The organism is Streptomyces durocortorensis, assembly GCF_031760065.1.
Taxonomy (GTDB): Bacteria; Actinomycetota; Actinomycetes; order Streptomycetales; family Streptomycetaceae; genus Streptomyces.
Genome location: NZ_CP134500.1, coordinates 41,642 through 63,790, shown reverse-complemented (window position 1 = coordinate 63,790; position 22,149 = coordinate 41,642). Strand labels below are relative to the sequence as shown.

Annotated in this window: 19 protein-coding genes and 2 pseudogenes; 9 read left to right on the top strand and 12 right to left on the bottom strand. The window is 69.9% G+C overall.

Annotated elements, in window-relative coordinates:
* Positions 1 to 66: 66 nt before the first annotated feature.
* Positions 67 to 1,644 carry an alpha/beta fold hydrolase gene (locus RI138_RS00295; protein ID WP_311118226.1) on the top strand — a complete coding sequence of 526 codons (1,578 nt, stop codon included), beginning with the start codon at positions 67 to 69 and terminating at the stop codon, positions 1,642 to 1,644.
* On the opposite strand, the gene RI138_RS00290 is transcribed toward RI138_RS00295, so the two are convergent.
* Positions 1,634 to 2,044, bottom strand: a complete 411-nt coding sequence (locus RI138_RS00290) for an Ohr family peroxiredoxin (protein ID WP_311118225.1) — start codon at positions 2,042 to 2,044, stop codon at positions 1,634 to 1,636. The two genes, RI138_RS00295 and RI138_RS00290, sit on opposite strands and share 11 nt — an antisense overlap.
* Positions 2,045 to 2,156: 112 nt before the next feature.
* Between RI138_RS00290 and RI138_RS00285 the strand changes: the two genes are divergently transcribed.
* Positions 2,157 to 2,684, top strand: a complete 528-nt coding sequence (locus tag RI138_RS00285) for a MarR family winged helix-turn-helix transcriptional regulator (RefSeq protein ID WP_311118224.1) — start codon at positions 2,157 to 2,159, stop codon at positions 2,682 to 2,684.
* A 3-nt stretch (positions 2,685 to 2,687) separates the two neighbouring features.
* On the opposite strand, the gene thpR is transcribed toward RI138_RS00285, so the two are convergent.
* The 4 genes from thpR to RI138_RS00265 form a co-directional block, all read right to left on the bottom strand.
* Complete coding sequence (gene thpR / locus RI138_RS00280; protein WP_311118223.1) at positions 2,688 to 3,308, bottom strand: RNA 2',3'-cyclic phosphodiesterase; 621 nt, start codon at positions 3,306 to 3,308, stop codon at positions 2,688 to 2,690.
* 179 nt (positions 3,309 to 3,487) lie between these two features.
* Positions 3,488 to 3,862: a hypothetical protein gene (locus RI138_RS00275; protein WP_311118222.1), complete on the bottom strand. Its 375-nt coding sequence runs from the start codon at positions 3,860 to 3,862 to the stop codon at positions 3,488 to 3,490.
* Positions 3,863 to 4,098: 236 nt separating this feature from the next.
* Positions 4,099 to 5,442: a COG1361 family protein gene (locus tag RI138_RS00270; RefSeq protein ID WP_311118221.1), complete on the bottom strand. Its 1,344-nt coding sequence runs from the start codon at positions 5,440 to 5,442 to the stop codon at positions 4,099 to 4,101.
* Positions 5,443 to 6,052: 610 nt separating this feature from the next.
* A complete protein-coding gene (locus tag RI138_RS00265) occupies positions 6,053 to 7,051 on the bottom strand; it encodes an ArsR/SmtB family transcription factor (protein WP_311118220.1) in 999 nt (332 codons plus the stop codon).
* 67 nt (positions 7,052 to 7,118) lie between these two features.
* Between RI138_RS00265 and RI138_RS00260 the strand changes: the two genes are divergently transcribed.
* From RI138_RS00260 to RI138_RS00250, 3 genes are all read left to right on the top strand, one after another.
* Positions 7,119 to 8,027, top strand: coding sequence for an aldo/keto reductase (locus tag RI138_RS00260; RefSeq protein WP_311118219.1), 909 nt, complete (start codon positions 7,119 to 7,121; stop codon positions 8,025 to 8,027).
* Positions 8,028 to 8,153: 126 nt separating this feature from the next.
* Entirely contained in the window at positions 8,154 to 8,459 is a 306-nt protein-coding gene (locus tag RI138_RS00255) for a hypothetical protein (protein WP_311118218.1), read from the top strand.
* 6 nt (positions 8,460 to 8,465) lie between these two features.
* The gene (locus RI138_RS00250; RefSeq protein WP_311118217.1) at positions 8,466 to 9,524 is read left to right on the top strand and encodes a Tn3 family transposase; all 1,059 of its coding nucleotides are present in this window, start codon (positions 8,466 to 8,468) and stop codon (positions 9,522 to 9,524) included.
* On the opposite strand, the gene RI138_RS00245 is transcribed toward RI138_RS00250, so the two are convergent.
* Positions 9,412 to 10,371, bottom strand: a complete 960-nt coding sequence (locus RI138_RS00245) for an alpha/beta hydrolase family protein (RefSeq protein ID WP_311118216.1) — start codon at positions 10,369 to 10,371, stop codon at positions 9,412 to 9,414. The two genes, RI138_RS00250 and RI138_RS00245, sit on opposite strands and share 113 nt — an antisense overlap.
* 172 nt (positions 10,372 to 10,543) lie before the next feature.
* Between RI138_RS00245 and RI138_RS00240 the strand changes: the two genes are divergently transcribed.
* Positions 10,544 to 11,140, top strand: coding sequence for a TetR/AcrR family transcriptional regulator (locus tag RI138_RS00240; RefSeq protein ID WP_311118215.1), 597 nt, complete (start codon positions 10,544 to 10,546; stop codon positions 11,138 to 11,140).
* Positions 11,141 to 11,878: 738 nt separating this feature from the next.
* Here the strand turns inward: RI138_RS00240 and RI138_RS00235 are convergent.
* From RI138_RS00235 to RI138_RS00225, 3 genes are all read right to left on the bottom strand, one after another.
* Entirely contained in the window at positions 11,879 to 12,124 is a 246-nt protein-coding gene (locus RI138_RS00235) for a hypothetical protein (protein ID WP_311118214.1), read from the bottom strand.
* Between the two features lie 60 nt (positions 12,125 to 12,184).
* Complete coding sequence (locus tag RI138_RS00230) at positions 12,185 to 12,334, bottom strand: hypothetical protein (RefSeq protein WP_311118213.1); 150 nt, start codon at positions 12,332 to 12,334, stop codon at positions 12,185 to 12,187.
* 107 nt (positions 12,335 to 12,441) lie between these two features.
* A complete protein-coding gene (locus RI138_RS00225) occupies positions 12,442 to 13,308 on the bottom strand; it encodes a GNAT family N-acetyltransferase (protein WP_311118212.1) in 867 nt (288 codons plus the stop codon).
* 559 nt (positions 13,309 to 13,867) lie between these two features.
* Here RI138_RS00225 and RI138_RS00220 point away from each other — a divergent pair.
* Both RI138_RS00220 and RI138_RS00215 read left to right on the top strand, forming a co-directional pair.
* Positions 13,868 to 14,272 carry a VOC family protein gene (locus RI138_RS00220; protein WP_311118211.1) on the top strand — a complete coding sequence of 135 codons (405 nt, stop codon included), beginning with the start codon at positions 13,868 to 13,870 and terminating at the stop codon, positions 14,270 to 14,272.
* A gap of 215 nt (positions 14,273 to 14,487) precedes the next feature.
* Positions 14,488 to 14,898: pseudogene (locus tag RI138_RS00215) on the top strand (transposase); the annotation flags it as partial.
* Positions 14,899 to 15,753: 855 nt separating this feature from the next.
* Here the strand turns inward: RI138_RS00215 and RI138_RS00210 are convergent.
* Positions 15,754 to 17,025 (bottom strand): lectin, encoded by a 1,272-nt coding sequence (locus RI138_RS00210; RefSeq protein WP_311118210.1) that lies wholly within the window; start codon positions 17,023 to 17,025, stop codon positions 15,754 to 15,756.
* A gap of 543 nt (positions 17,026 to 17,568) precedes the next feature.
* On the opposite strand from RI138_RS00210, the pseudogene RI138_RS00205 reads away from it, so the two are divergent.
* Positions 17,569 to 20,409: pseudogene (locus tag RI138_RS00205) on the top strand (PQQ-dependent sugar dehydrogenase).
* A 362-nt stretch (positions 20,410 to 20,771) separates the two neighbouring features.
* On the opposite strand, the gene RI138_RS00200 reads toward RI138_RS00205, so the two are convergent.
* Positions 20,772 to 21,014, bottom strand: coding sequence for a transposase family protein (locus RI138_RS00200; protein WP_311118209.1), 243 nt, complete (start codon positions 21,012 to 21,014; stop codon positions 20,772 to 20,774).
* Positions 21,015 to 21,288: 274 nt separating this feature from the next.
* Positions 21,289 to 21,723, bottom strand: a complete 435-nt coding sequence (locus RI138_RS00195) for a hypothetical protein (RefSeq protein ID WP_311118208.1) — start codon at positions 21,721 to 21,723, stop codon at positions 21,289 to 21,291.
* Between the last annotated feature and the right edge of the window lie 426 nt (positions 21,724 to 22,149).

Genomic DNA, 22,149 nt, shown 5'->3' with positions numbered 1-22,149 from the left:
ACGGTACCGGCGAGCGCTGCCGGAGATCGGGCCGGTATGCGGGAGACAGCGTGACGAGGAGGGGCCATGGCCGTATTCATCCTGGTGGCAGGGGCTTTCACCGGCCCGTACGTATGGCGGGACACAGCCGCGCGACTGGCCGCGGACGGCGCCGAGGTGCACACGGTGGCGCTTACCGGACTGGGCAGGCGCCCCGAGGATCCCGGCGCGGTCGTCGACCTGGAGACCCATGTCGCGGACGTGCTGGCGGTGATCGACTCAGTGGAAGCGAAGGCGAAGGCGAAGGCTGCTACGGATGCGGAGGCGCGGGAGGGAGCGGAGCCGGGCCGGGAGATCGTCCTCGTCGGTCACGACTACGGCATCCACCCCGTGCTGGGCGCGGCCGACCGGCGCCCGCGGTCGATCGCCCGGATCGTTCACCTCGACGCGGGGATGCCGCAGGACGGCGTCCCGGCGCTGGCCGCCGTACCCGACGGGCGCCTGCGCGAGGAGCTGGCCGGGGGCGGAGGGCGAACGACCGGTGCCCTGCCGCCCCCGGCCCGGGACGAGTGGTCCCGCTGGGGGAGCACCGCGGGGCTCTCCGAAGCGGCGCTCGACGGGCTCACCGCCCTCGCGGCGCCGCAGCCGCTGGGCACACTCCTCCAGCCGATGAGGCTCACCGGAGCCGTGGCGGCGGTGCCCGTGACCGGCGTGCTGTGCACCGGCAACGGACCGGGAATCGAGATGCTCCAGATGATGGTGGACGTCGGCGAACCGGCCCTCCAGGCGCTGGCCGGGCCGCGGGTGACCTTCTTCGAACTCCCCACGGGACACTGGCCGATGCTGTCCTGCCCGACGCGGCTGGCCGAGGTCCTCACGGAGGCGGCGGCGGGCGGGGGCCACCGGCTGAGCTCCGCCGATGCGGCCGGCCCGCCCGCCCATCTGCGCCCGTTCCTCCTCGACGTACCCGAACGCCCCCGCGAACGGACCGGGAACACCGACCTCTACCTGCCGGACGGCCCGGGGCCACACCCGGCCGTGGTGTTCGTGCACGGCGGCCCGGTGCCCGCCGAGGCGCGGCCCACCCCTCGGGACTGGCCGACTCTGAAGGGGTACGCACGCCACGTCGCCGGGCTGGGAGCCGTGGGTGTGACGCTCGACCACCGCCTGCACGCGGTGACCGACTACGAGCGGGCGGCCGCGGACGTGGCCGACGCGTTGGAGCGGGTGCGGGCCGACCCGCGGGTGGACGCGGACCGGGTCGCCCTGTGGTTCTTCTCCGGCGGGGGCCCGCTGGCCGCGGACTGGCTGACGGCGCGTCCGGCATGGCTGCGCTGCGTGGCGGCGAACTATCCGATCCTGTCGCCGCTGCCGGGCTGGGGGCTGGCGGAGCCCCGCTTCCATCCGGTCCGGGCGGTGGCCCACGCCGGGCAGCTGCCGGTGGTGGTGGTCCGAGCGGGACGCGAGAGCGCCGCGATCGCCGCGACGGTCGAGGAGTTCCTGAAGGAGGCCGAGCGCTGCGGGGCGAACGTCGAGGTCATCGACGTACCGCGGGGGCGTCACGGTTTCGAGACGCTCGACCCGGCCGACGACGACGCTCGCAAGGCCGTGCACCGCGCCGTGGCCGCGGTGCTGGCCCGCCTGACGGCTACGGCTACTCGATGACCAGCTCGACGTCGATGTTGCCCCGCGTGGCCTTGGAGTAGGGGCAGTAGGCGTGGGTGGCCTCGACCAGCTTCTGGCCGGCCTCGCCCGCGAGGGAGTCCGGCAGCTCCACGCGCATGACGACCGCGAGGCCGAAGCCGTCGCCGTCCTTGCCGATGGAGACCTCGGCGGTCACGGAGGCGTCCTTGGTGTCGACCTTCAGCTCACGGCCGACCGCCGCCATCGCGCTGGCGAAACAGGCCGCGTAGCCGGCGGCGAAGAGCTGTTCGGGGTTGGTGCCCTTGCCGTTGCCGCCGAGGGCCGGGGGCAGGGCGAGGGGCAGGTCGATCTGGCCGTCCGAGCTCACGGCCCGGCCCTCGCGGCCGTTGGCGGTGGCGGCGGCGGTGTACAACGCGTCCATGGGTGACCCTCCTCTGGGGCTGCGACCGGGGTGGTCGCGGCCGCTGCCATGAAGATTGCACACAACGCAGTTGTGTGCAACTGAATCACATGGTCGGCGGTACGCTGGTTCCATGACCGCTGCCCCGAAGGCGCCCGCCACCGCGAAGGCCTCGCCTCCCGACCCCTCCGCCGACCCCGACCTCTCGGCGGTCCCTGACGCGGAACTGCTGCGGCTGGACCACCAGGTCTGCTTCTCGCTGCATGCCGCGTCACGTGCGTTCGGCGGCTTCTACCGGCAGGCGCTGAAGGACCTCGGCCTCACCTACTCGCAGTACCTGGTGATGCTGGTCCTGTGGGAGGACGGCCCGCAGCCGGTCAAGGCCATCGGGGAGCGGCTGCACCTGGATTCCGGGACGCTCTCGCCGCTGCTGAAGCGACTGGAGGCGGCCGGACTGGTCCGGCGCGAACGCAGCCGTGAGGACGAACGCTCCGTCCTGATCGACCTGACCGAAGACGGCACGCAACTGCGCGACCGGGCACTGTCCGTGCCCCGAGGCGTGCTCGCCGCCACCGGCCTGTCCGTGGAGGAGGTGCTCGGACTGCAGGAGGTACTGGGCCGTCTCACGGCGACTCTTGGGAAGGCCGCCGACACCTACTGAGTGTCAGACGCTGTGGCCGAGGTCCCAGGTGGTGATGGTCCGGTAGTGGATGGGGCCGGGGCCCCGGCCGGTGTTGCTCCCGACCAGATGGAGGTGCCCGGCCTGCCAGGTGTGGCCGGCGAACGAGGTGAGCGTGGCGGCGGCCTCGGCGGCGGTGGTGTGGTCGCCCCGGCGGGACCGGGCGAGGGTGAGGTGGGGCCGGAGCGGCCGCTCGGGGAACCGGACGCCGCAGTCCCTGACAGTCGTGCGTACGTCGTCGGCGAGCCGGTGGAGCCCTTCGAGTTCCCCGGTGACCCCGCTCCACAGGACCCGCTGGTCGAAGTGGCCTCCGCCGTGCATCGCGAGTTGCAGCGGCCGGTGCTGTGCGGCGAGCCGGGCGAGCGGAGGCATGAGGGGCGGGACGGTGGTGACGGGGATTTCACCGAGGAAGGCCAGGGTGATGTGCCAGTCCTCGATGCGGTTCCACCGCATGCGGGGGTAGGCGTCGTAGGCCGGGCGCAAGGCCTGTGCCAGTTCGTCCTTCGCGTCGTCGGGCGGGGCGAGTGCGAGGAACACGCGGGTTGTCGAGGTCCGGGCAGGGACGTCTGAAGAGGGGCCGGCCAGTGCGTCGGGCGGTTGGTTCACCTGCCGTACCGTACGTGCCGACCGTCCCGGGCGGTCGTGCGGGTGGCGGCGGTGCGCGACGCGGTCAGGGACGTCAGCCTCCGCAGGGCAGGACGGGGCAGGCCACATCAGGCCGCGGTGCGATGGGGACTGCGGAAGGGGCTGCCCGTGCTGCCTTGCAGCGAGCCGATGACGTGGGGCTACCGGCGGGTCAGCCGGTGGATGGAGTAGGTGAGGGCGAGGATGAAGTCCACGGCTACCCAGAGTCCGACGATGAACCCGACGCCGATGGCGGCACCGACGTCCCGGGCGTCCTTGCAGAGTTGCAGGTCGTTGCCGGTGAGTCCTTGGCATTCGGCCGGTGTTCCGCTGACCGCGGCGATACCGGTGACGATCCAGACGATGAAGAGGATCTGGACGGCCAGGAAGCACCAGAAGAAGACGCGGTGCTTCCTCCGGCTGGGCGGGGCTGCTCCCGGAGCTGCCGGGCCGCCTGGACGAGCGCCTTGTTCCCAGTGGGGGGTAGGCGGTTCGGGCTCAGGCTCGCCACCCCAGCGACGCTGTGCCGGGTCCATGATCGGCCTTCCGCGGGTCTCACTTCCATGGTGCGCTCGGATCCCCGGCCCGGCCTCCGGGGGAGCGTGAGCGGTGCCGGGCTGACGGTGATCAGCTGCTCCCCGCAGCTGAGCGACGGGCCGCCCCGCCGCCCCCTCACGGACCTCCACCCCACCCCACCCGTCCGGCGGACTGGAGGCCCAGGTGGGCGTTCCGGGGTGGGTGGGGCGGGGGTTCCCTCACCGGGTATCGGCTGCTACGCGGTGGGGGTCGGGTTGACGGTCACCCAGCCCTTGTTGTTGCCGGGCTTGGGATCGTGCGGGAAGCCGGTGCCCGTGATCACCGGCTGGAGGCTCACGCGGCCCTTGGTGTCGGGGATGACGGTGTCGATGCGGAGATCGAAGCGGAAGGTGCGGACGGTGTTCTCCAGCACCCAGTACGGCATTTCGCAGATGTAGCGGGGAGCGCCGACGCGGCCCGTCCGGGAACCGCCGGCCTCCGTGCGGGGCTGGCACGCTGTGGGCGCGCGGGTGACGGTGACGCCTTCGGGAACCGTGAAGTCGACGAGGGCGACCGAGTCACCGGAACCGAGGTTGCCGACCCAGCCCGGCCCCTTGTTACGGAAGGTGAGGGCGGCCTTGACGGTGTCCCCGGCGGCACCACTGACCCGGGAGCCGCGCACGGCGAAGTCGGCGGTGTTGGGCACGTTCACGGTGAGGGACTCGTAGTTGTCCTGTTCGTCGGAGTCGGGGGCACCGCCTCCGGGCTGGACGCTGATGTCGAGGCGCTCCTTGAGCGCGTGGCCCGCGACGGAGATCTTCAGCGGCTGGGGCAGGGTGACGGTGTCACCGGGCTGGAGCACCTGGTCGAAGGCGCACTGGGCGCGGGCCATGGGGGCGTAGTCACCGCCCGTCTGCGTGTAGGCGCACGCGTCGTGGCGGGAGCCGAATCCGATCCCGTACGAGGCGGTCATGTCCAGGGTGAAGCCCTGGGCGGGCTCCTTGCCCTTGTTGGTCACCGAGAGCGGGACCGTGTGGACGGTGCCCGGTGCGGTGTTCTCGATGGGGGTGACCCCGCCCAGGACGAGATCCGGGCCGGAGGTAACGGTGAGCGTCGTCTCGAAGGAGTCCAGGGGTGCTTCCAACGATCCCTCCGGCCCGCCCGTCGCGGTCGCGGCGTAGGTGATACGGCCCTGGGCACCTGCTTCGACACCGTCGGCGGCACGGACATCGAGCCGTACCTGAGGGCTGTACTCCGGACCGATCGTGGGCACCTGAGCGACAGTGCACACGGCGGTCGTCCCGCTCGGTACGCAGTTCTCGGGCCAGGTCACCTCGCCCACGTCGGCGATGCCGGAGACGTCGACGGTGAGACGCCCGTCCGTGACGGTGAAGTTGTCGTTGTCGTGGTAGAGGCCGACATCGACCGGGGTGCCGGTCTCGGCGCCTGTCTGCAGGCTGGTCTCGTACGGCGCCTCGATCCACAGCTGGTCGGACTCCGTGGCGGACGCCGGTGCGGACAAGCCGGCCAGCAGGATTCCGGCGGTGGCGACGACACTGGCGCCGAGGCGTACGAAGGGGTGGATGGTGACGGGTCTCATGGTTCTCCAGTAACTGGGCACTGTGCACTCCCGCCTGGTGGCTGGTACGCCACCGGCAGTGGTAAGACGATCAAGAAAGACCCAGGGTTGTACGACGATCAGACCCGGGCCCTGCGAACACATCGGCCCCCGCCGTCGAACCGCGTAACCGGCGTGTGGCCCGACTCTGTGATGGATTCTCGTCAGGGACTTCCGCCATGGGGTGAGGTCGCTCGCAGCGCATGGGGCACGTGCGGAGTGGGTGGGCGTTCTGCACGTACCACCGGGGGCTGATCCGGTCGACGGTGGACCGGCTGGTTCGCGGGGCGACGGGGATCTGGGTGATGTCTTGCGCGCGCAGGCGACTTGTACCGCATCAGCTCGGCTCTGTCGGCGCCGGGGCCGACACCCAGGGCATTTGTGGCCTGTCGACGGCCGGAGACGTGCCACAGGAGTGGTCCGGAACGACGCCATCCGCCCAGTCCAGCCAGGCGCCGGAAGGGACCGCGCGGAGTAGCACGGCCACCTCGGTGGTGAAGGAGGCGAGACCGCCCCGCGGCGCACCGGAACTCCCGGCCGGGAACCTTGGCGGTCGGCCCCGGAAGTCCTTCGGGGGTGGACTTTCGGAGCCTCAGCCGGAGGCAGTTTGAAGGAGAGTCTCGGCGGTGGTGGTGCGGGCGTAGAGGACGGAGCGGCCGGCGCGGTGGGCGCTGACCAGGCCCGCGTTGCGTAGCGCGGTGAGGTATTGGGATACCCCGGCCGGGGACAGCCCGGTGCGGTGGGCCAACTGCGTGGTGGAGGCCGGTGTCTCCAGTTCGATCAGCAGCAGAGTCCGCGAGCGGCCCAGTACAGCGGCGAGAGCGTCGGCCCGGGGCGCGGGCCGCGTCTTCCACAGTGAGCCGACACCGCGCGCGGGATAGGCGAGCTGAGGCGGGTCCGGAGGCGTCGTCCGGGTGCGCAGTCCTGGACCAGTGAAGGCCGAGGGGATCAACAGCAGTCCTGCGCCTGCCGTGTTACGGGTCAGCGGCTGCTTTCGGCGGGCCAGCCGTAGCCCGTTGTCGTCCCAGCTCACGGAGGTGTGCAGGTCGTTGAAGAGACGGCCCGCGCCGTGCTCGGCGATCATGCGGGCCCGGTAGAGGATGTCTGTGTCCAACACCGCCTGGATTCGTGCCCAGTAGGGGGCGAGTGCCAGTTCCCAGTACGCTGCGATCTCTTCTGCGACCTTGGCCAGGCGGGTCTGCGGGTCTGCCCGCAGGGTCCGTAGCCGGGGGCCGAGATACCCCTGGTGGCGGGCCAGGTGGTCGAGGTCCTGGCGTACCCGGTCGGCGTGTGAGGCGAGGATCGCATCCCACTCTGCCGCCGGCCTGGGGGCCGGTCCGGCGGGGGCCGGGTTGAGGAAGTCGGGGACGTAGTCGCCGGTGGGCGGGATCAACTCGGCCAGCCAGCCCCGGTCCAGCCCGGCGGCCACCAGGCGCGGGCGCACCTGGTCCGCCCAGGCCCGGTGGACTGGATGTGCGGCGGCGGATGTCAGCAGCCGGAAGCTGGGCGCGACCTCCCACATCGGCGAGACGGTAAACCGCACCTGCGCCAGATCGCTCGTCGAGAACGCCAACTCTGCCAGGACGACCACTCCTCAATGGATTCAGGTATGTGTGAATGAATGGCGGGCCAGCCTACCGAGTGGAGATCATCCCGCCATGACCTCACAGACGATCACCGCAGCGACATCGGGCACCTGGAGACTCGGCGACCTGACGGTCCACCGAATCGGTTTCGGCGCGATGCGTTTGCCCCAGCACGGCGAGGCGTTCGCGCCCAACGCCGTCTCCCGCGACCGTGACCAGGCGATCCATGTGCTGCGCCGTGCGGTCGAGCTCGGCGTGAACCACATCGACACCGCCGCGTTCTACTTCTCGCCGCTGCGCTCCGCCAACGAGCTGATCAACCGCGCCTTGGCCCCCTACGGAGACGACCTCGTCATCACCACCAAGGTCGGACCGGGCCGCGATCCCTCAGGCCAGTGGCTGCCGCATGCCACCCCCGAGAAACTGCGCGGCCAGGTCGAGGAGAACCTGCGCCAGCTCGGCCGCGACCACCTCGACGTGGTGAACCTGCGCATCGTCGGCACCGACTCGATCGCCGAACGCTTCGGCGCACTCGCCGAACTGCGCGAGGCCGGACTCATCCGTCACCTGGGCCTGTCCAACATCCGCCCCCACCACCTCGCCGAGGCCCAGGCCATCGCGCCCGTGGTCTGCGTCCAGAACATGTACGGCATCGGCGCATCACCCGAGCAGAAGGAGTTCCTGAACCTCTGCGGCGAACAGCGCATCGCGTTCGTGCCGTTCTATTCGATCGCCGGCACCGGACGCGAAGGCGGCGCGACCACCGACACCAACTCGCAGGTGGTCGCCATCGCCCGCGCCCACGGCGTGAGCACGGCCCAGATCCGGCTGGCGTGGACCCTGCACCAGGGCTCCCACGTTCTGGCCATCCCCGGCACCGGCGACCTCGACCACCTCGCCCAGAACGTGGCTGTCGGCTCCCTGCGCCTGTCCGAGGACGAACTCACCGCTTTGGACGCACTCCACCAGGGAGCCGCATGAGTAAGATCCCCATGGCGCTGTGATCCACTTCTGCTGATCGGCCTGTCTGCTGCGCCAGTTCCTGCCGCCCGCCGCATAGCCCTGACGGCCGAGGTCCTGGCCTGCCAGCTCCCGGCCGAGACCGGGGTGCCGCTGGCGCGCTGGTCGTGCCCGGACCTGGCCGCCGAACTGACCGCGCGCGGCGTCACCGACACCGTCTCGGCGTCCACCGTGCGCCGCTGGCTTCGCCAGGACGCGCTCAAGCCCTGGCAGTACCAGTCCTGGATCTTCATCCGGGACCGGGACTTCCGCGCCAAGGCCCAGCGCATCCTTGACCTCTACGTCCGCACCTACGAGGGTGAGCCCCTCGGCCCGGACGAGTACGTGATCTCCAGCGACGAGGAGACCTCGGTCCAGGCCCGCTGCCGATGTCACCGGTCTGGCCGCAGATGATGCCAAGTGGCCCAGGCGTGTAGCGACGGCTCGACGGTCGCGTCGGACGGCACGCGCATGGACACCTACCTCAAACAACCTGCTGTCCGAGACGACCATGCGCCACGGCAAGCCGGGCGGCATCGCCTACCACGGCATCTCGGACACGTACGTGGCGCTGTTCACGCACGTCATCCCGTGCGGGTACGAGAGGCCGCCTACATCATCGAGGGCCTGCTCAAGAACACCTCCGAGCTGAAGCCGAGCACCGTGCACGCGGATACGCAGGAGCAGTCGTTCCCGGTCTTCGCGCTGGCCCACCTGCCGGGCTTCGGCCTGATGCCCAGGACCGGGAACTGGCAGGACCTCAGCCTCTACCGGCCTGCGAAGCAGACCGAGTACGCCCATATCGATGCCGTGTTCGGCAAGAGCGGCCGCAACGTCATCGACTTCGACCCGATGGAGTCCCAGTTCCGGCAGCTGACGCGGGTGGCGGTCTCCGTACGGGAGGGCGCCATCTCCTCCACTCTGCTGCTGCGTCGCCCGCGCGCGGGCTCCCGCGAGAGCGTCACCTGTACCGCCTTACGCGAGGTCGGCCGCGTCATCCGAACCGTCCAGTTGCTGCGCTACCTCTCCGACGCTCCGCTACGGCGACGGTTGACCGCAGCGACCGACAAGGCCAAGGCGTTCAACGGCTTCTCCCAGCGGATCGGGTCCGGCGACGGCGGTGTCATCACCGACAACGACCCCTTCGAGCAGGAGGGGGCCGCGAAATTCAACGTGCTGCTCGCGAACGCGGTGATCTTCCACAACGCCCCGGACATCGCCGAGATCGTGCGACGGTCCGCCCGGCACGGACGGCTGCGGCCAGGCGGCTTGATCACGGAGAGGGCCCAGGCCCACCGGGGGGGGGAGAGAGGTCAGCTGACCGGCGGCCCCGGGCCCCGGCAGCGTCGCGGGAGTGGTGTTGGCTTTACTTGGATTCGATTCGTCCGAGCGGGTTGGGGTCGGCCGTCAGTGCGTCACGCGCCGCCTGCCAGGCGGAGTCGGCCGGATACAGCTGGGTGCGGAGGTAGGCCCAGGTGAGCCGTCCGATCGCGGCGACTCGCTCGGGGTTCTCGTCCGTGGTCTCGGCGACGTCGTATCCGGAGACCCCGCCGAGCCCGTGCTCCGCGTCGAACAGGGTGAGCAGGGACTTGGGGCCCGGGGCCAGGACGTAGGGATCGGCGTGCCAGTCCGGGCCCTGGACCGTCAGGAAAGCGGAGTCGTCCTTGTCGCCGACGACCACGAGCGCGGGCGTGGTCATCTCGGAGAAGTCCGTGGTCAGGAAGAACGAGTAGTTCTCGACGGTGAACTCGGTGAGGGCGTCGCCGCCCCGGCCGGGCGCGGCCAGCAGCACACCCGCCTTGATCCGGGGCTCGACCAGGTTCACTTCCGTTCCGTCGTGGGGATCGGTGAGCCGGGTGCCCAGGAGCAGGCTCGCGGTGTGCCCACCCATCGAGTGCCCGGCCACGGCGACCTTGCTCCGGTCCAGGCGCCCGGCGAGCTGGGGGACGGCGGCCTCGATCACGTCGAGCTGGTCGAGGATGCGCGTCATGTCATCGGCTCGTGAGCGCCAGTGCGGGGGAGCGCCGGGGGTGTCGGGATTCAGGCTCAGTGTCCTGGAGTCCAGGTGGGTGGGCTGGATGACGACAAAGCCGTGTGCTGCCCAGAAGTTGGCGAGGGGGGCATAGCCGTTCAGCGAGGAGAGACTGTTCGAGAAGCCGAGGCCGTGCGAGAGGAGGATGACTGGCAGCTCGGTCCCGCTTACCGGGGCGGAGACGCGCACTTGAAGGTCCACGGCTCGGCCGGGGGTCGGCAGTACGACCGGACTGACCGAGAGGACTGGGGTGGGCGAGCTGAATGTGTCGGCCATGCAAGTCGATTCACTCATAACGCGCATTTTCCCTTCGATGGCCTCCGCCGCGTCGGCTCATGCAGCCGGGCGGCGGGCGAGACGGGGGGCAGGGGTGCCCTGCTCTCAGCTATCCTTAAGCGGAGCATCGTTCCGTTTAATATACGGAACAGCGTTCCGTATTGTCAATGGCGGCAGGAAGGAGAACGTGGTGCCCACTACAGGCCAGTCCAGGGGGGTGTCGGCGCGCAGCAAGCGGGCCGACGCGGTGCGCAACCAGCAGACGCTGCTCGAAGCCGCCGCCGAGGTGTTCGTCAGCTCCGGCGTCGACGCGCCCATCCGGGAGATCGCGGCCAGAGCGGGTGTCGGGATGGGAACGATCTACCGCCACTTCCCGACGCGCGCGGATCTCGTCATCGCCGTCTACCGCCACCAGGTCGAGGCCTGTGCCGAGGCCGGTCCGAACCTGCTCGCCAGTGCCGACTCCCCGCTCGCGGCGCTCCGCCAATGGGTCGACCTCTTCGTCGACTTCCTGGTCACCAAGCACGGACTCGCGGGTGCGCTGCAATCGGACAGCGGCGGCTTCGACGCACTCCACGCCTATTTCCTCGACCGCCTGGTGCCCGTCTGCACGCAACTGCTCGATGCCGCAGCCGACGCCGACGAGATCAATCCCGGCACGCACGCCTACGAACTGATGCGCGGCATCGGAAACCTCTGCATCGGGCACGACAGCGACCCCCGCTACGACCCCCGCCGATTGATCGACCTGCTCCTCCAAGGGCTGCGGCGACCGCAGTCGCCCTGAAGGAGACCGCGCTTGACGACCCGGTAGAGACCGCTCTCATAGACCGTCGTTTGCGAGAGGGGGACAGCGCGGATCACTCCTGCGGGTGGGAGCGGATGTCACATACGACGTCTGGGGCTGGTGAGTAGCGTCGGCTGGGTGCAGCGAGTCCACGGTGCAAAGGCGAAGGGGGTTCGTGACGAGTGCGTTCGGCGACGCGTCCGAGTCCCAGCGAAGTTGGAGGGCGGTGCCGCCCACGGCATCACCGAGGCCGTGGCCAGTTCACGGTTGGTCAGCACCAGCAGGGCCCTGACCGGGGCGGTCGCCGACTTCGGGTCGGTGCGGAGCTGGGTGAGGACGCGCCGGTTCTACAGGTGGGCGAAGCCGTGCTTGCCCGGGGCTCGGACTGCGGCCAGCACGGTGCTCGACAGCTTCTGGCCGGTGGTCAGGGGCCGGTTGCGGGCGGCCTCGTGGCCGGTGATCACGGCCGGTCCGCGTCCGGGGCGTCGTTGTGGTCGAGGCCGATGAAGCCCAGGTCGACGATGGCGCCGAGGCCGGTCGCGCGAAGATGGGCGGTGAGGTCGTCGTGCCGACAGGCGGTGATCTCCGAGCTGCGCCCCGGCCGGGCTGCGGAGAGCCAGAGCAGTCGGCCACGATCGTCGGTGAGTGCGATCCGAGTAGTCCCTGGGCATGTGCTTTTACCGGAGTAGCTTTTCCGGTTCGCGTCTCCGGTGCGGCGGCGGGTGCGTATCAGCGAGCCTACGGGCGCAAGGTGTACTCGCCTTCACCTCGTTGGTGCATTGAGTCGCGATCGGCCAGCTTGGCCAACGTCCCGCGCAGCGGCTCCAGCTTGTCCCGCACCTCCGTGTCCTGACCCAACGCCTCACCGACGGCCCGAGGGGCGACCGGCCCGCCGGCCTGCCGTACGGCGACCAGGACGCGTTGGTAGTCCGCGGGCAGCGCGGCCTCGGCCACCCCTGACACCCGGTCCAGGGCCGGCCGCACCGCCCCGGCCGTTCCCGCTCGTCAGCGAGCTGCTCGCTCATCCGCTGCCACGCCCGCACTTCAACACCCGCACCGCCACGCCCGCACTGCCACGGCCGGCTCTTCCCGTTCGGCCCGCACCTCGGACAGCTGTTTGGCCGACTGCCCTTCGAGTTCATCCAGCTCTGCGCGGCGCGTGGTGATCCGCTCAGGCACCTCGGGGTCCGCCATGCGCCGGGGTGTACAACCGCAATCCGAGAGGGCGGATGAGAAACTGGAAACCCGCACCTGCCGGACGTCCATGCCCCAGACTGCCGCCCAAGCGAGCAGCCCCGGCGTCAGGCCGTCCGGATCCGGTCCCGCACCTCCGGCCATACTTCGAACCCGGCTGCCTTGTACGTGGCGACGCCGCCGACATTGGAACTCGGCGTGCATACACGTACGCTCGACGAGCCCATCTCCTGCAGCGCGGCCGCCCCGGCCAAGGTGATCGCCCGGCCGTAGCCGCGACCGCGGAGGTCCTCGTGGACGCCCATCGGCTCGACCAGCCCCGGCTTCCCCGGGCCGGCCGACCACACCGTCACCACCGCCGCCACGCTTCCCTGGTCGTCATAGGCGCCCAGGCAGCGGGCGTCTGCGTAGAACGGTCCCGCTGACATCGCGTGCCAGTACTCGCGCGTGGGCCGCGAGGTGTTGAACGCCGACCGCAGGACGTCAGCGAGGTCCTGCGCCTGCTCCGGGCCGATCGGCTTGATCCGCACGCCGGGGTCCTCCACCGGCTGGGTGAGGCCGCGGTAGAGCGGCGTCCACGGCTCGTCGACGCCCCAGCCCTCCTTGCTCAGCAAATCGTGGACCAGCAGTCCCAGCGGAGCTTCGACGGACACCGCTCCTTCCGGCAGCACGCCGCGCTCAGGCAGCGAGAAGTCCTCGACAAGCCGCCGCGCCAAGTCCTCGTCCTGGTATGCGTCCGGAGCGACCGTCATCCGCACCAGCGTCGGCGAGTCGAGCATCCCGACCGCGAGAATCCGCCCGCCCCGACTCCAGGTCCGGACCACCGCGGCCGTCTCGGCCGCTCCGAACCGGTAGTTCCAGCCGATGTCCCCGGCATGCATCTGCATCGGCGCTTCGTCGTACTGCCACTCCCGCAGCGCAGCCATGGCCTCGCGCACCCCGTCGACAGTCGGCGTACCCAGCACAATCGTCATAGCCGGGATCAGACATGCCCTACCGAAGGTCCGCAACCGATTAACCGGTCGGGCCGCTGCTCCCGCAGCGGCCCGACCAACAGCCAGACCTCAGACTGCCGCCCACGACCAGCACGAGTACGCCAAGGACAACGCACGCCGGAATTGCGACCAGCACCCACACGATGCGCACCGCCAGTGGTGGTGTCACTTCTGGGGGCGCGCCAGACGGGACTGCCGCATGATCGGGTGACAGTGGGGTTTATGCAGCCAGGGCTGCGGGCGGGGTCATGATGGTCTCGTACTCGACTGGGGGGCATTGGTTCCAGTGCGACGCGGGGCTCACGGTTACGCGCGACCCGCACGGACGTCCTCGCGGAACTCCTTCGGATACGGCTTGGGTACTGCGACGTCCTTCCAGGCCGCCTCTCAGCAAGCCAGGTCAGGTGCCACCTATCCGTGCAGCAGTCCCCACCGACCGAAACCGCACCGAGCAACCCCGCTCAGCCACCCAACAGCCTCAACTGAAACAGCGGCTAGCCAGACGTCTACGATGAGCAGCATGTCGCCCGATGCCCCCATGTCCTCTGTATGGCCGGTCCTGCACTACGACGACACGAAGGCGGCGCTGCGCTTTCTGGTCGATGTGCTGGGGTTCGAGCAGGTGGTCGCCGTGCCGGACGAGTACGGCGGAATCGGGCACGCGGAGCTGCGCTGGACTGGCGGTGGTGCGCTGGTGTTCGGCTCAACCCGGCACACGGACAGCGTGCACGGGCGGATGCGGGCGGGAACCAGCGCGGTCTACGTGGTGAGCGATGACGTGGACGCGGTGTACCGGCGAGTGGTCGGCGTCGGCGGCGAGGTCCTCGAAGCGCCGCATGAGACCCGGTTCGGGTCGGGTGCGGCGGCGTACGTGTGCACGGTGCGGGACCCTGAGGGCAACCTGTGGACCTTCGGTACCTACCCCGATCCTTCACCGGAGTAGGACGCAGGAACGGAGACGCGCAGGACCTCGGCCACCGGGCACCTTGGTGGTCGGAATGTGTCGGCACTGATCTGCCCTGCTCGTTCGAGCACATCTCGTCCTCGGGAAGGTCCATCCATCCGGGGCGTCGATGAACGAGTGCTTGACCTTGCGGGAGTCTTCAGCTGGGAGAGATCCAGGTCGTCCCTGGAGACCACACCGGCATCGACGTCCAGGTGCTCACAGCCGACGCCCTGCTGCGCGAGCTCGGAGTCCGCGGCCTCGCCCAGCTCCACTCCGGCCTCCACCGGATCGCCGGCCAAGTGTGCCTGCTCCTGGCCGTCCCGGTCACGGCTGCGAACATCGGTGACCGGGACGCCGCGGCGGGCCTGCTGATGCGGCTTCGCCATCTGCACCGCGCCATCACCCTCGTGTGGGCCGACAGCGGATGCACCGGCTCCCTCCTCGGCTGGTGCCGGGACAAACTCGCCCCGACCTTGGAGATCGTCAAGCGCACCGACGACATGGCAGGGTTCGTGGTGCCGCCGAGGCGGTGGGTGGCAGAGCACACGTTCGCGTGGTTGACGAACTCCCGCCGTCTGGCCCGGGCCTACGAGACCCTGCCCGCCATCAGCGAGGCGATGATCCGGTGGTCGATGGTCACGCGGATGAACCGGCGTCTCGGGCGGCCACGGCCCGCCGGACGGCACCGAACGCCCCCGACGTCTCCAGGAGGAGCCCCCCGCGCTCCGCCAGACGCCAGGCTTTCGACCGCAGCCCCTCGACCTCCGGCGACGTCGCGTCAAGGCCCGGCTCCACCGCGACCCCTTGGCCCGAAGGGGTCCGTGACCCGTGGATCGCTGCCGTTCCAGCACGCCCAGAATGCGCTGATAGTCCGGTGCCGAAACCGTCACCGGCAGCCCTTCCCGCCAGGGCGGCACCGTCGATCCCGGCACGGGCGCGAGCGACAGCACCGCTTTCTCCTCGACCTCGGTCCCGGCGGTGGTCTCGGCAGCCCAGGCTGCCAGGGCCTCGACCAGTTCCTCCCGCGCGGTCACCCGCCAGTCCAGCTCGATCTCGGCGGCCTCCGACACCTCAGCCAACCGGGTGACTTCCTCCCGTCGCCCTACCACCCGCACACGGACCGCTGTCTCCCCCCTCCTCCAGCATTCCCAGCGCCGACGCCATCGCGCACCCCTCGCTCGCGGAGCGGAAACAGGACGCCGGAGGTCACTCTCATTCCGAGCCACACCATGCCTGACCAGCAGAAATCAACGGATCACGTTCGGTTGGTACAGGGCTCCCAACAGTCGATCGGAGCGATGGAGACGGCGGGAGGGGCGAGGCGATGCCGCGCCGGCGCAGGTCACAAGCCGATGGGTGTGGCCGGCGCACGTTCATGTACGACGCACCCGGGACCGTGTTCGCAGTCCCGGGCGCGTATGCGGTGCGTCCCATGGTCAGCCCGTGCGGAGGCCGTTCACCGTGGTCACGGTGGCTGTTCAGGCGACTGTCCACTTCTGGTTGGCGGCCCCGGTGCAGGTCCACAGCTGGGCACGGGTGCCGTTGGCCGAGGAGTTGCCGGTGGCGTCCATGCACTTGTCTGCCTGTGGGTTGACGATGTCGCGGGCGCCGGTGACGGTCCATCGCTGGTTCGGGCCGGCGCTGCAGTCCCAGAGTTGGAGCCGCGCCCCGTTCGCGGTGCTGTTGCCGGTCACGTCGAGGCACTTGCCGAGGGCCCGGATGGTGCCGTCGGAGCGTACGTCCCACTGCTGGGCTGCGGTGCCGTTGCAGTCATAGAGCTGCACGGCGGTGCCGTTGGCGGAGCTGGCTCCCGCCACGTCGAGGCACTTCCCGCCGAGGCCCCGGATGGTCCTGGTACCGGTCGGCGGGCCAGTGCCGTCGTCGGTGCTCACTCGCACGTAATCCACGACGAGCTGCTGCGGGAACCGGGTGGAACTGTCGGGGTCGCCGGGCCAGTAGCCGCCGACCGCGAGGTTCAGGATCATGAAGAAGGGCTTGTTGAAGACCCACTGCCGGCCGCCGAGGTCGGCGGGGGTGCGGGTCTGGTAGACATTCCCGTCCACCGACCACCTGATGGAGTTGGGGCTCCAGTCGATGGCGAAGGTGTGGAAGTCGTCCGCGAAGGCCGCGCCACCCGGCAGGGTGTAGCTCGCGCCGATGCCGCCGGAGCCGGAGTAGCCCGGTCCGTGGAGGGTGCCGTGTACGGTGCCCGGCTCGAAGCCGACGTTCTCCATGATGTCGATCTCGCCCGCGTCGGGCCAGCCGATGTCGCCCATGTCGTTGCCGAGCATCCAGAAGGCGGGCCAGATGCCCTGGCCGCGCGGGAGCTTCATGCGGGCCTCGACGCGCCCGTACTGGGCGGTGAACTTCCCGGCCGTGTTGAGCCGGGCTGAGGTGTACTCGCACCGGCCGTACCAGCAGTTGTAGTTGGCCGGATTCTCCCTCTTCGCCGTGATGACGAGATTGCCCTGACCGTCGAGCGCGGCGTTGTTCGTGCCCGAGGTGTAGTACTGCCGCTCGTGGTTGTTGACGTTGTCGCCGGTCTCCAGCTGCCACCTTGAGCTGTTGACGCCAGAACCGGCCGGACCGTCGAAGTCCTCGTTGAAGGTCACCGCAAGGGGGGCGGCATCGTCGGATACCGGGGTCGGGGCGGGGGCGGCCAGCACGGTGGTCGGGCTGAGGGAGGCGAGACCGAGAACGGCGGCCGCTGCCAGCCAGGTGAGGGACCTGTGGCGCCAAGGCGTGCGCACGGGGCATCACATCGCTTTCGTGGGGGTGTGGGGGTGTGGGGGAGAGCGGGGGACTTGCCGGGTGACGCGTGCATGACAGGTCGGAGCGCCAACCGTCACGTGCGAACACGAAATGAAGCGATCCGGGGATCCTCGGGGGAAGCAGTGTTCAACAGTTGGCGATAACGATTTAAGGAGCGTGCTGGAGGTCCGTCAAGGTGTCCGTCTGGACCAATTCCCTTCACCGCAGGTCAGGTTGGTATTCCACCGGACGGCACCGGGGCGGCTCCACGGTCGGCGGTGGTACCGGAGCCACGGCTCCGTTACCACCTGCGGAGCTCGACCGGAAGCCCGACCAGCAACTTTGTCCCCCCAGTAGAGAAAGATGAGACCAGGTACGTCAAAGGGCTTTCTGGTCCGTGGAAAAGCCATTACCTTCCTGCCCTGTACCGAACGGCAAAGGGCCGGGTGCTCCTTCCTCCTCCCCCGGGGGCACCCATGTCCGCGGCGCGACGGCGCGCGCCTGTGCTCCAACCTCACCCCGTCACCACACGGAGGACGCACGTGCACAGGAGACTCTCCCGACCCGTCGCGGCGCTGGCCTGCGCCTTGCTCGCCGCAGCGGGTGCGCTCACCGCCCAACAGAAACCCGCCGCAGCGGCGCCCGAACCCGTGGCAAGCGTTGCTGCCGACGAGTTCCAGCAGGTCACCCTCGCCAAGGGGGTGGCCGAGACCGGCGAGCCCATGACGCTCGCCGTGCTGCCCGACCGGTCCGTCCTGCACACCTCGCGGGACGGCACCCTCCGCCTCACCGACGCCGCGGGCACCACAAAGGCGGCGGGAAGATTGGACGTCTACTCGCACGACGAGGAGGGACTCCAAGGCGTGGGCGTGGACCCCGGGTTCACCACCAACCGCTTCGTCTACCTCTACTACGCGCCGAAGCTGACCACTCCCGCGGGTGACGCGCCCGCGAACGGGTCCGCGGCGGACTTCGCCCCCTTCGACGGCGTCAACCGGCTCTCCCGCTTCGTCCTCAGAACCGACGGCACGCTCGACGTCGACAGCGAGAAGAAGGTCCTCGACGTCCCTGCGAGCCGCGGTCTGTGCTGCCACGTCGGCGGAGACATCGACTTCGATGCCCAGGGCAACCTGTACCTCTCCACCGGCGACGACAGCAACCCCTTCGCCTCCGACGGCTACACCCCCATCGACGAGCGCCCGGGCCGCAACCCCGCATACGACGCGCAGCGTTCCTCCGGCAACACCAATGACCTGCGTGGCAAGGTGCTGCGGATCAAGGTCGCCGCCGACGGGAGCTACACCATCCCGTCCGGCAACCTCTTCGCGCCCGGAACCGCGAGGACCAGGCCGGAGATCTACGCCATGGGCTTCCGCAACCCCTTCCGGATGAGCGTGGACAAGCCCACCGGCACCGTCTACCTCGGCGACTACGGCCCCGACGCGGGCACGGCGAACGCGGGGCGCGGACCCGCCGGACAGGTCGAGTTCAACCGCATCACCAAGGCCGGCAACTACGGCTGGCCCTACTGCGTCGGCGACAACAGCCCTTATGTGGACTACAACTTCGCCACCTCCACATCGGGCGCAGCCTTCTCCTGCGCCGCGCCGAAGAACACCTCGCCGAACAACACCGGCCTGACCGACCTGCCCCCGGCCCAGCCCGCCTGGATACCGTACGACGGGGGCTCGGTCCCCGAGTTCGGCAATGGCTCCGAGTCACCCATGGGCGGGCCCGTCTACCGTTACGACGCGGCCTCGACCTCCCCGGTCAAGTTCCCGCAGAGCTTCGACGGTGACTACTTCGCCGGCGAGTTCGGCCGCAAGTGGATCAAGCGCATCGAGCAGGGCTCCGACGGCACCGTCCAGTCGATCAACGCGTTCCCCTGGCAGGGCACCCAGGTCATGGACATGGCCTTCGGACCGGACGGCGCGCTGTACGTCCTCGACTACGGCACCGGCTACTTCAACGGGGACGCCAACAGCGCGGTCTACCGCGTCGAGTACGTCACCGACGGGCGCGCCCCGCTCGCCAAGGCCACCGCGAACCGCACCTCGGGCCAGGCGCCGCTCGCGGTGGCGTTCTCCTCGGCCGGGACCTCCGACCCCGACGGCGACCCGCTCACGTACGCCTGGAAGTTCGGTGACGGGGCCACCTCCGCCGCCGCGAACCCCTCGCACACCTACACCGCCAACGGCCGCTACACCGCCGAACTGACCGCCTCCGACGGCACCGGCAACACCGCCACCGCCTCCGTCGTCATCACCGTCGGCAACACCGCCCCCACCGTCACCCTCAACCTGCCCGCCGACGGCTCCATCATCGACCCGGGCGCCGCCGTACCCTTCACGGTCACCGTCACCGACCCCGAGGACGGCACGATCGACTGCTCCAAGGTGAAGGTCACCTTCATCATCGGCCACGACAGCCACGGCCACCCACAGACCTCCGCCACGGGCTGCTCCGGCACCGTACAGACCATCGCCGACGGCGAGCACGACCCCAACGCGAACATCTTCGGCGTCTGGGACGCCGAGTACACCGACAAGGGGGCGGGCGGGCAGCCCGCCCTGACCACGCACGACCAGAACATCAGCCAGGGCAGCAAGCGGCAGGCCGAGCACTTCAGCGGCTCCGCCGGCGTCACGATCGTCGACAAGGCCGCAGCGAACGGCGGCAAGACCGTCGGCTACATCGACAGCAACGACTGGATCTCCTTCGCCCCGTACATCCTCGGCAACGCCACCAAGCTGACCGCCCGGGTCTCCTCCGGCGGCGCGGGAGGCACGCTGGAGGTACGGGCCGGCTCACCCACCGGCACCCTGCTCGGCTCGGCCGCGGTCCCCGTGACCGGAGGCTGGGACACCTTCCGGGACGTGAGCGCGGACCTGACCGACCGTCCGGCGGGCACCACCACCCTGTACCTCGTCTTCAAGGGTGGCAGTGGCTCGCTCTTCGACCTCGACGACTTCGCCTTCACCACCAGCGGGGCCACCGTGCCCGGCGGAGAACTCAGGGGCATCGGAGGTAAGTGCGCGGAGGCCGCAGGCGGGTCGAGCGCCGACGGGACGCAGATCCAGTTGTGGACGCGCAACCAAAGCGCCGCGCAGAAGTGGACGGCGGGCACGGACGACACGCTGCGGGCGCTGGGCTAGTGCCTGGACGTCAGCGGTGCCGGTACGGCCGACGGCACCAAGATCCAGCTGTACGGGTGCAACGGCACGGGCGCCCAGAAGTGGGTGCCGCAGACCGAGGGAACGTTGAAGAACCCGGCGTCGGGCAAGTGCCTGGGCGCTTCCGGGGCTTCCTCGGCGGACGGCACCAAGCTCCACCTGTGGACCTGCCACACCGGCGCCAACCAGAAGTGGGCGCTCCCCGGCTGAGCGGCCCTCTCGACTCCGGGGCCGCCGTGGGAGGCGGTGGCCCCGGGACCGGCCGCCACACGGGGCTGGTCCCGGCGGCGGGGCGCAACGCCGAAACGCACCGCCGCCGTTCTTCGACCGCCCGGCACGGCTTCCCGCCGTGCGGGCGTTTGTCGGACGATGACGGGCACGTCGGTCACGAAGTGGTCGCCGGCTTCCGGCTGCGCGGCGGCGTCGCTCCCATCCGTGTGATCAGGCCGCCGACCACACGTCTGGTGAGCGGTTCGGCGGGACCGGCCGTCCCTTCCGGTGGCAGCAGGGTCTCGGCCTCGGCGGCGGACCGCCACCGAGGCAGCGGGCCGTGTCCCGACGCCCAGGACCGCTCACGGTGGGGCGTCGGCCGCGAAGCGGGAGATCCGCGCCAGCGACTTGGCGCCACCGAGCACCGCGACCAGGCACAGCCCCAGCAGCGAGCCGAGCCGGTAGCGGCGCCCGCGTACCCGACGAGGGTCCGGATGACGCTCGAACACCTCTGCCAGCGTGGCCAGTTCACCGGGGTTCGTGGGCGGGCAGGGTGCGGCGTCCTCGCAGTGGCGCGCGAGGAAGGCGTTCAGAGAAGATGGCACGCGGACGCGGCTCCAGGTCGATCTTCGGTGTCAGTAACCTTGATCATCTGGCGTCGCGTTCCGTCGTTCGCACCCGGGCATGCCCCCCACGGACCACCGAGGCTGTGCTGTCTTGTGATACTTCCGCGGTGGGGGAATGGGTGCTGAGCCCATGGCACTGACCTCAATCGAGCCCGTCGCAGCGGCCCATGCCCGGACATGGAAGGGTGCGGTGGCGAGCGGTCCTGTCCACATGGTCCTGGCGGTCACTCCGCTCCCGCCCTGTCCCGGGCAGTCAGTCGGCCAGAGGCAAGGCGGCCGCTATCACGTTCCGCTCCTTGCGGCCGACCAGCGGGAAGATGATCTTCAGTCCTTGCTCGCTGTCCGTCGAGGAGATGATGAAGGATGAGTTGAGCACCCGCTCCTTGATCTCCGAGCGGACGAGACCGGCGCGCGGGATCGTCATCAGGTGTTCTTCGGGCCGGGCGAACGTCGGGTTCGCCCGGAAGATGAAGATGCGGCGGTCGGTCATTGCCAGGTACATGGGGGTCGGCGCCGGGATCACGGCCATTCCACCGCCGCTCAGGATGGCCGAGGCTGCCGCGAACGCTGCCGTCCGGCGCACGGTGACGGAACTCAGGTTCACGATGGTCGTCACCTCAACCTGCTCCCCGGGCTCGATCATGGGGTCGATGGCGGCCAGAAGAAGTCGGCGGCGCTTGCTGTTCACGTGCGTACTCCTGATAGGTCGGGCGTGAACCGTACGGAACTGTCCCGTATGGCTTGCGGCTGTCCGGCCCCCCTGGAGCCGCAGGGTCCCGGTGCCCGGAGAACAGCCGGGGCGGAGTCCCGCGCGGAGCCCGGCCAGCGTGAGTCGTCGGCATACCTTGCCATACGCGGTCAGGGACTCATTGAGATACCCCCGACACACGTCTGAGAAAGACGGTGAACGTGAACGTGGACTGCGACACGCTGACCGGCATCACCTCGTGGCGCTGGTCAGCCCCGCCTGATGGCGGGCCGACGCAGCAATACCGGCCCCGCGATCACCTTGTTCTCGTCACAGCCACAACCGGCAGCCTGCGGTCCACTCTGCAAGCCCAACCGCGAGCTTCGTGCGACCGCCTACCCGGCCTTCCCCTCCGGTGCCGGTGCG

Coding starts and splice junctions, on each gene's coding strand:
- RI138_RS00295 (WP_311118226.1), top strand. CDS start 67: ATGGCCGTATTCATCCTGGTGGCAGGGGCTTTCACCGGCCCGTACGTA.
- RI138_RS00290 (WP_311118225.1), bottom strand. CDS start 2,044: ATGGACGCGTTGTACACCGCCGCCGCCACCGCCAACGGCCGCGAGGGC.
- RI138_RS00285 (WP_311118224.1), top strand. CDS start 2,157: ATGACCGCTGCCCCGAAGGCGCCCGCCACCGCGAAGGCCTCGCCTCCC.
- RI138_RS00275 (WP_311118222.1), bottom strand. CDS start 3,862: ATGGACCCGGCACAGCGTCGCTGGGGTGGCGAGCCTGAGCCCGAACCG.
- RI138_RS00270 (WP_311118221.1), bottom strand. CDS start 5,442: ATGAGACCCGTCACCATCCACCCCTTCGTACGCCTCGGCGCCAGTGTC.
- RI138_RS00260 (WP_311118219.1), top strand. CDS start 7,119: ATGACCTCACAGACGATCACCGCAGCGACATCGGGCACCTGGAGACTC.
- RI138_RS00245 (WP_311118216.1), bottom strand. CDS start 10,371: ATGAGTGAATCGACTTGCATGGCCGACACATTCAGCTCGCCCACCCCA.
- RI138_RS00230 (WP_311118213.1), bottom strand. CDS start 12,334: ATGGCGGACCCCGAGGTGCCTGAGCGGATCACCACGCGCCGCGCAGAG.
- RI138_RS00225 (WP_311118212.1), bottom strand. CDS start 13,308: ATGACGATTGTGCTGGGTACGCCGACTGTCGACGGGGTGCGCGAGGCC.
- RI138_RS00220 (WP_311118211.1), top strand. CDS start 13,868: ATGTCCTCTGTATGGCCGGTCCTGCACTACGACGACACGAAGGCGGCG.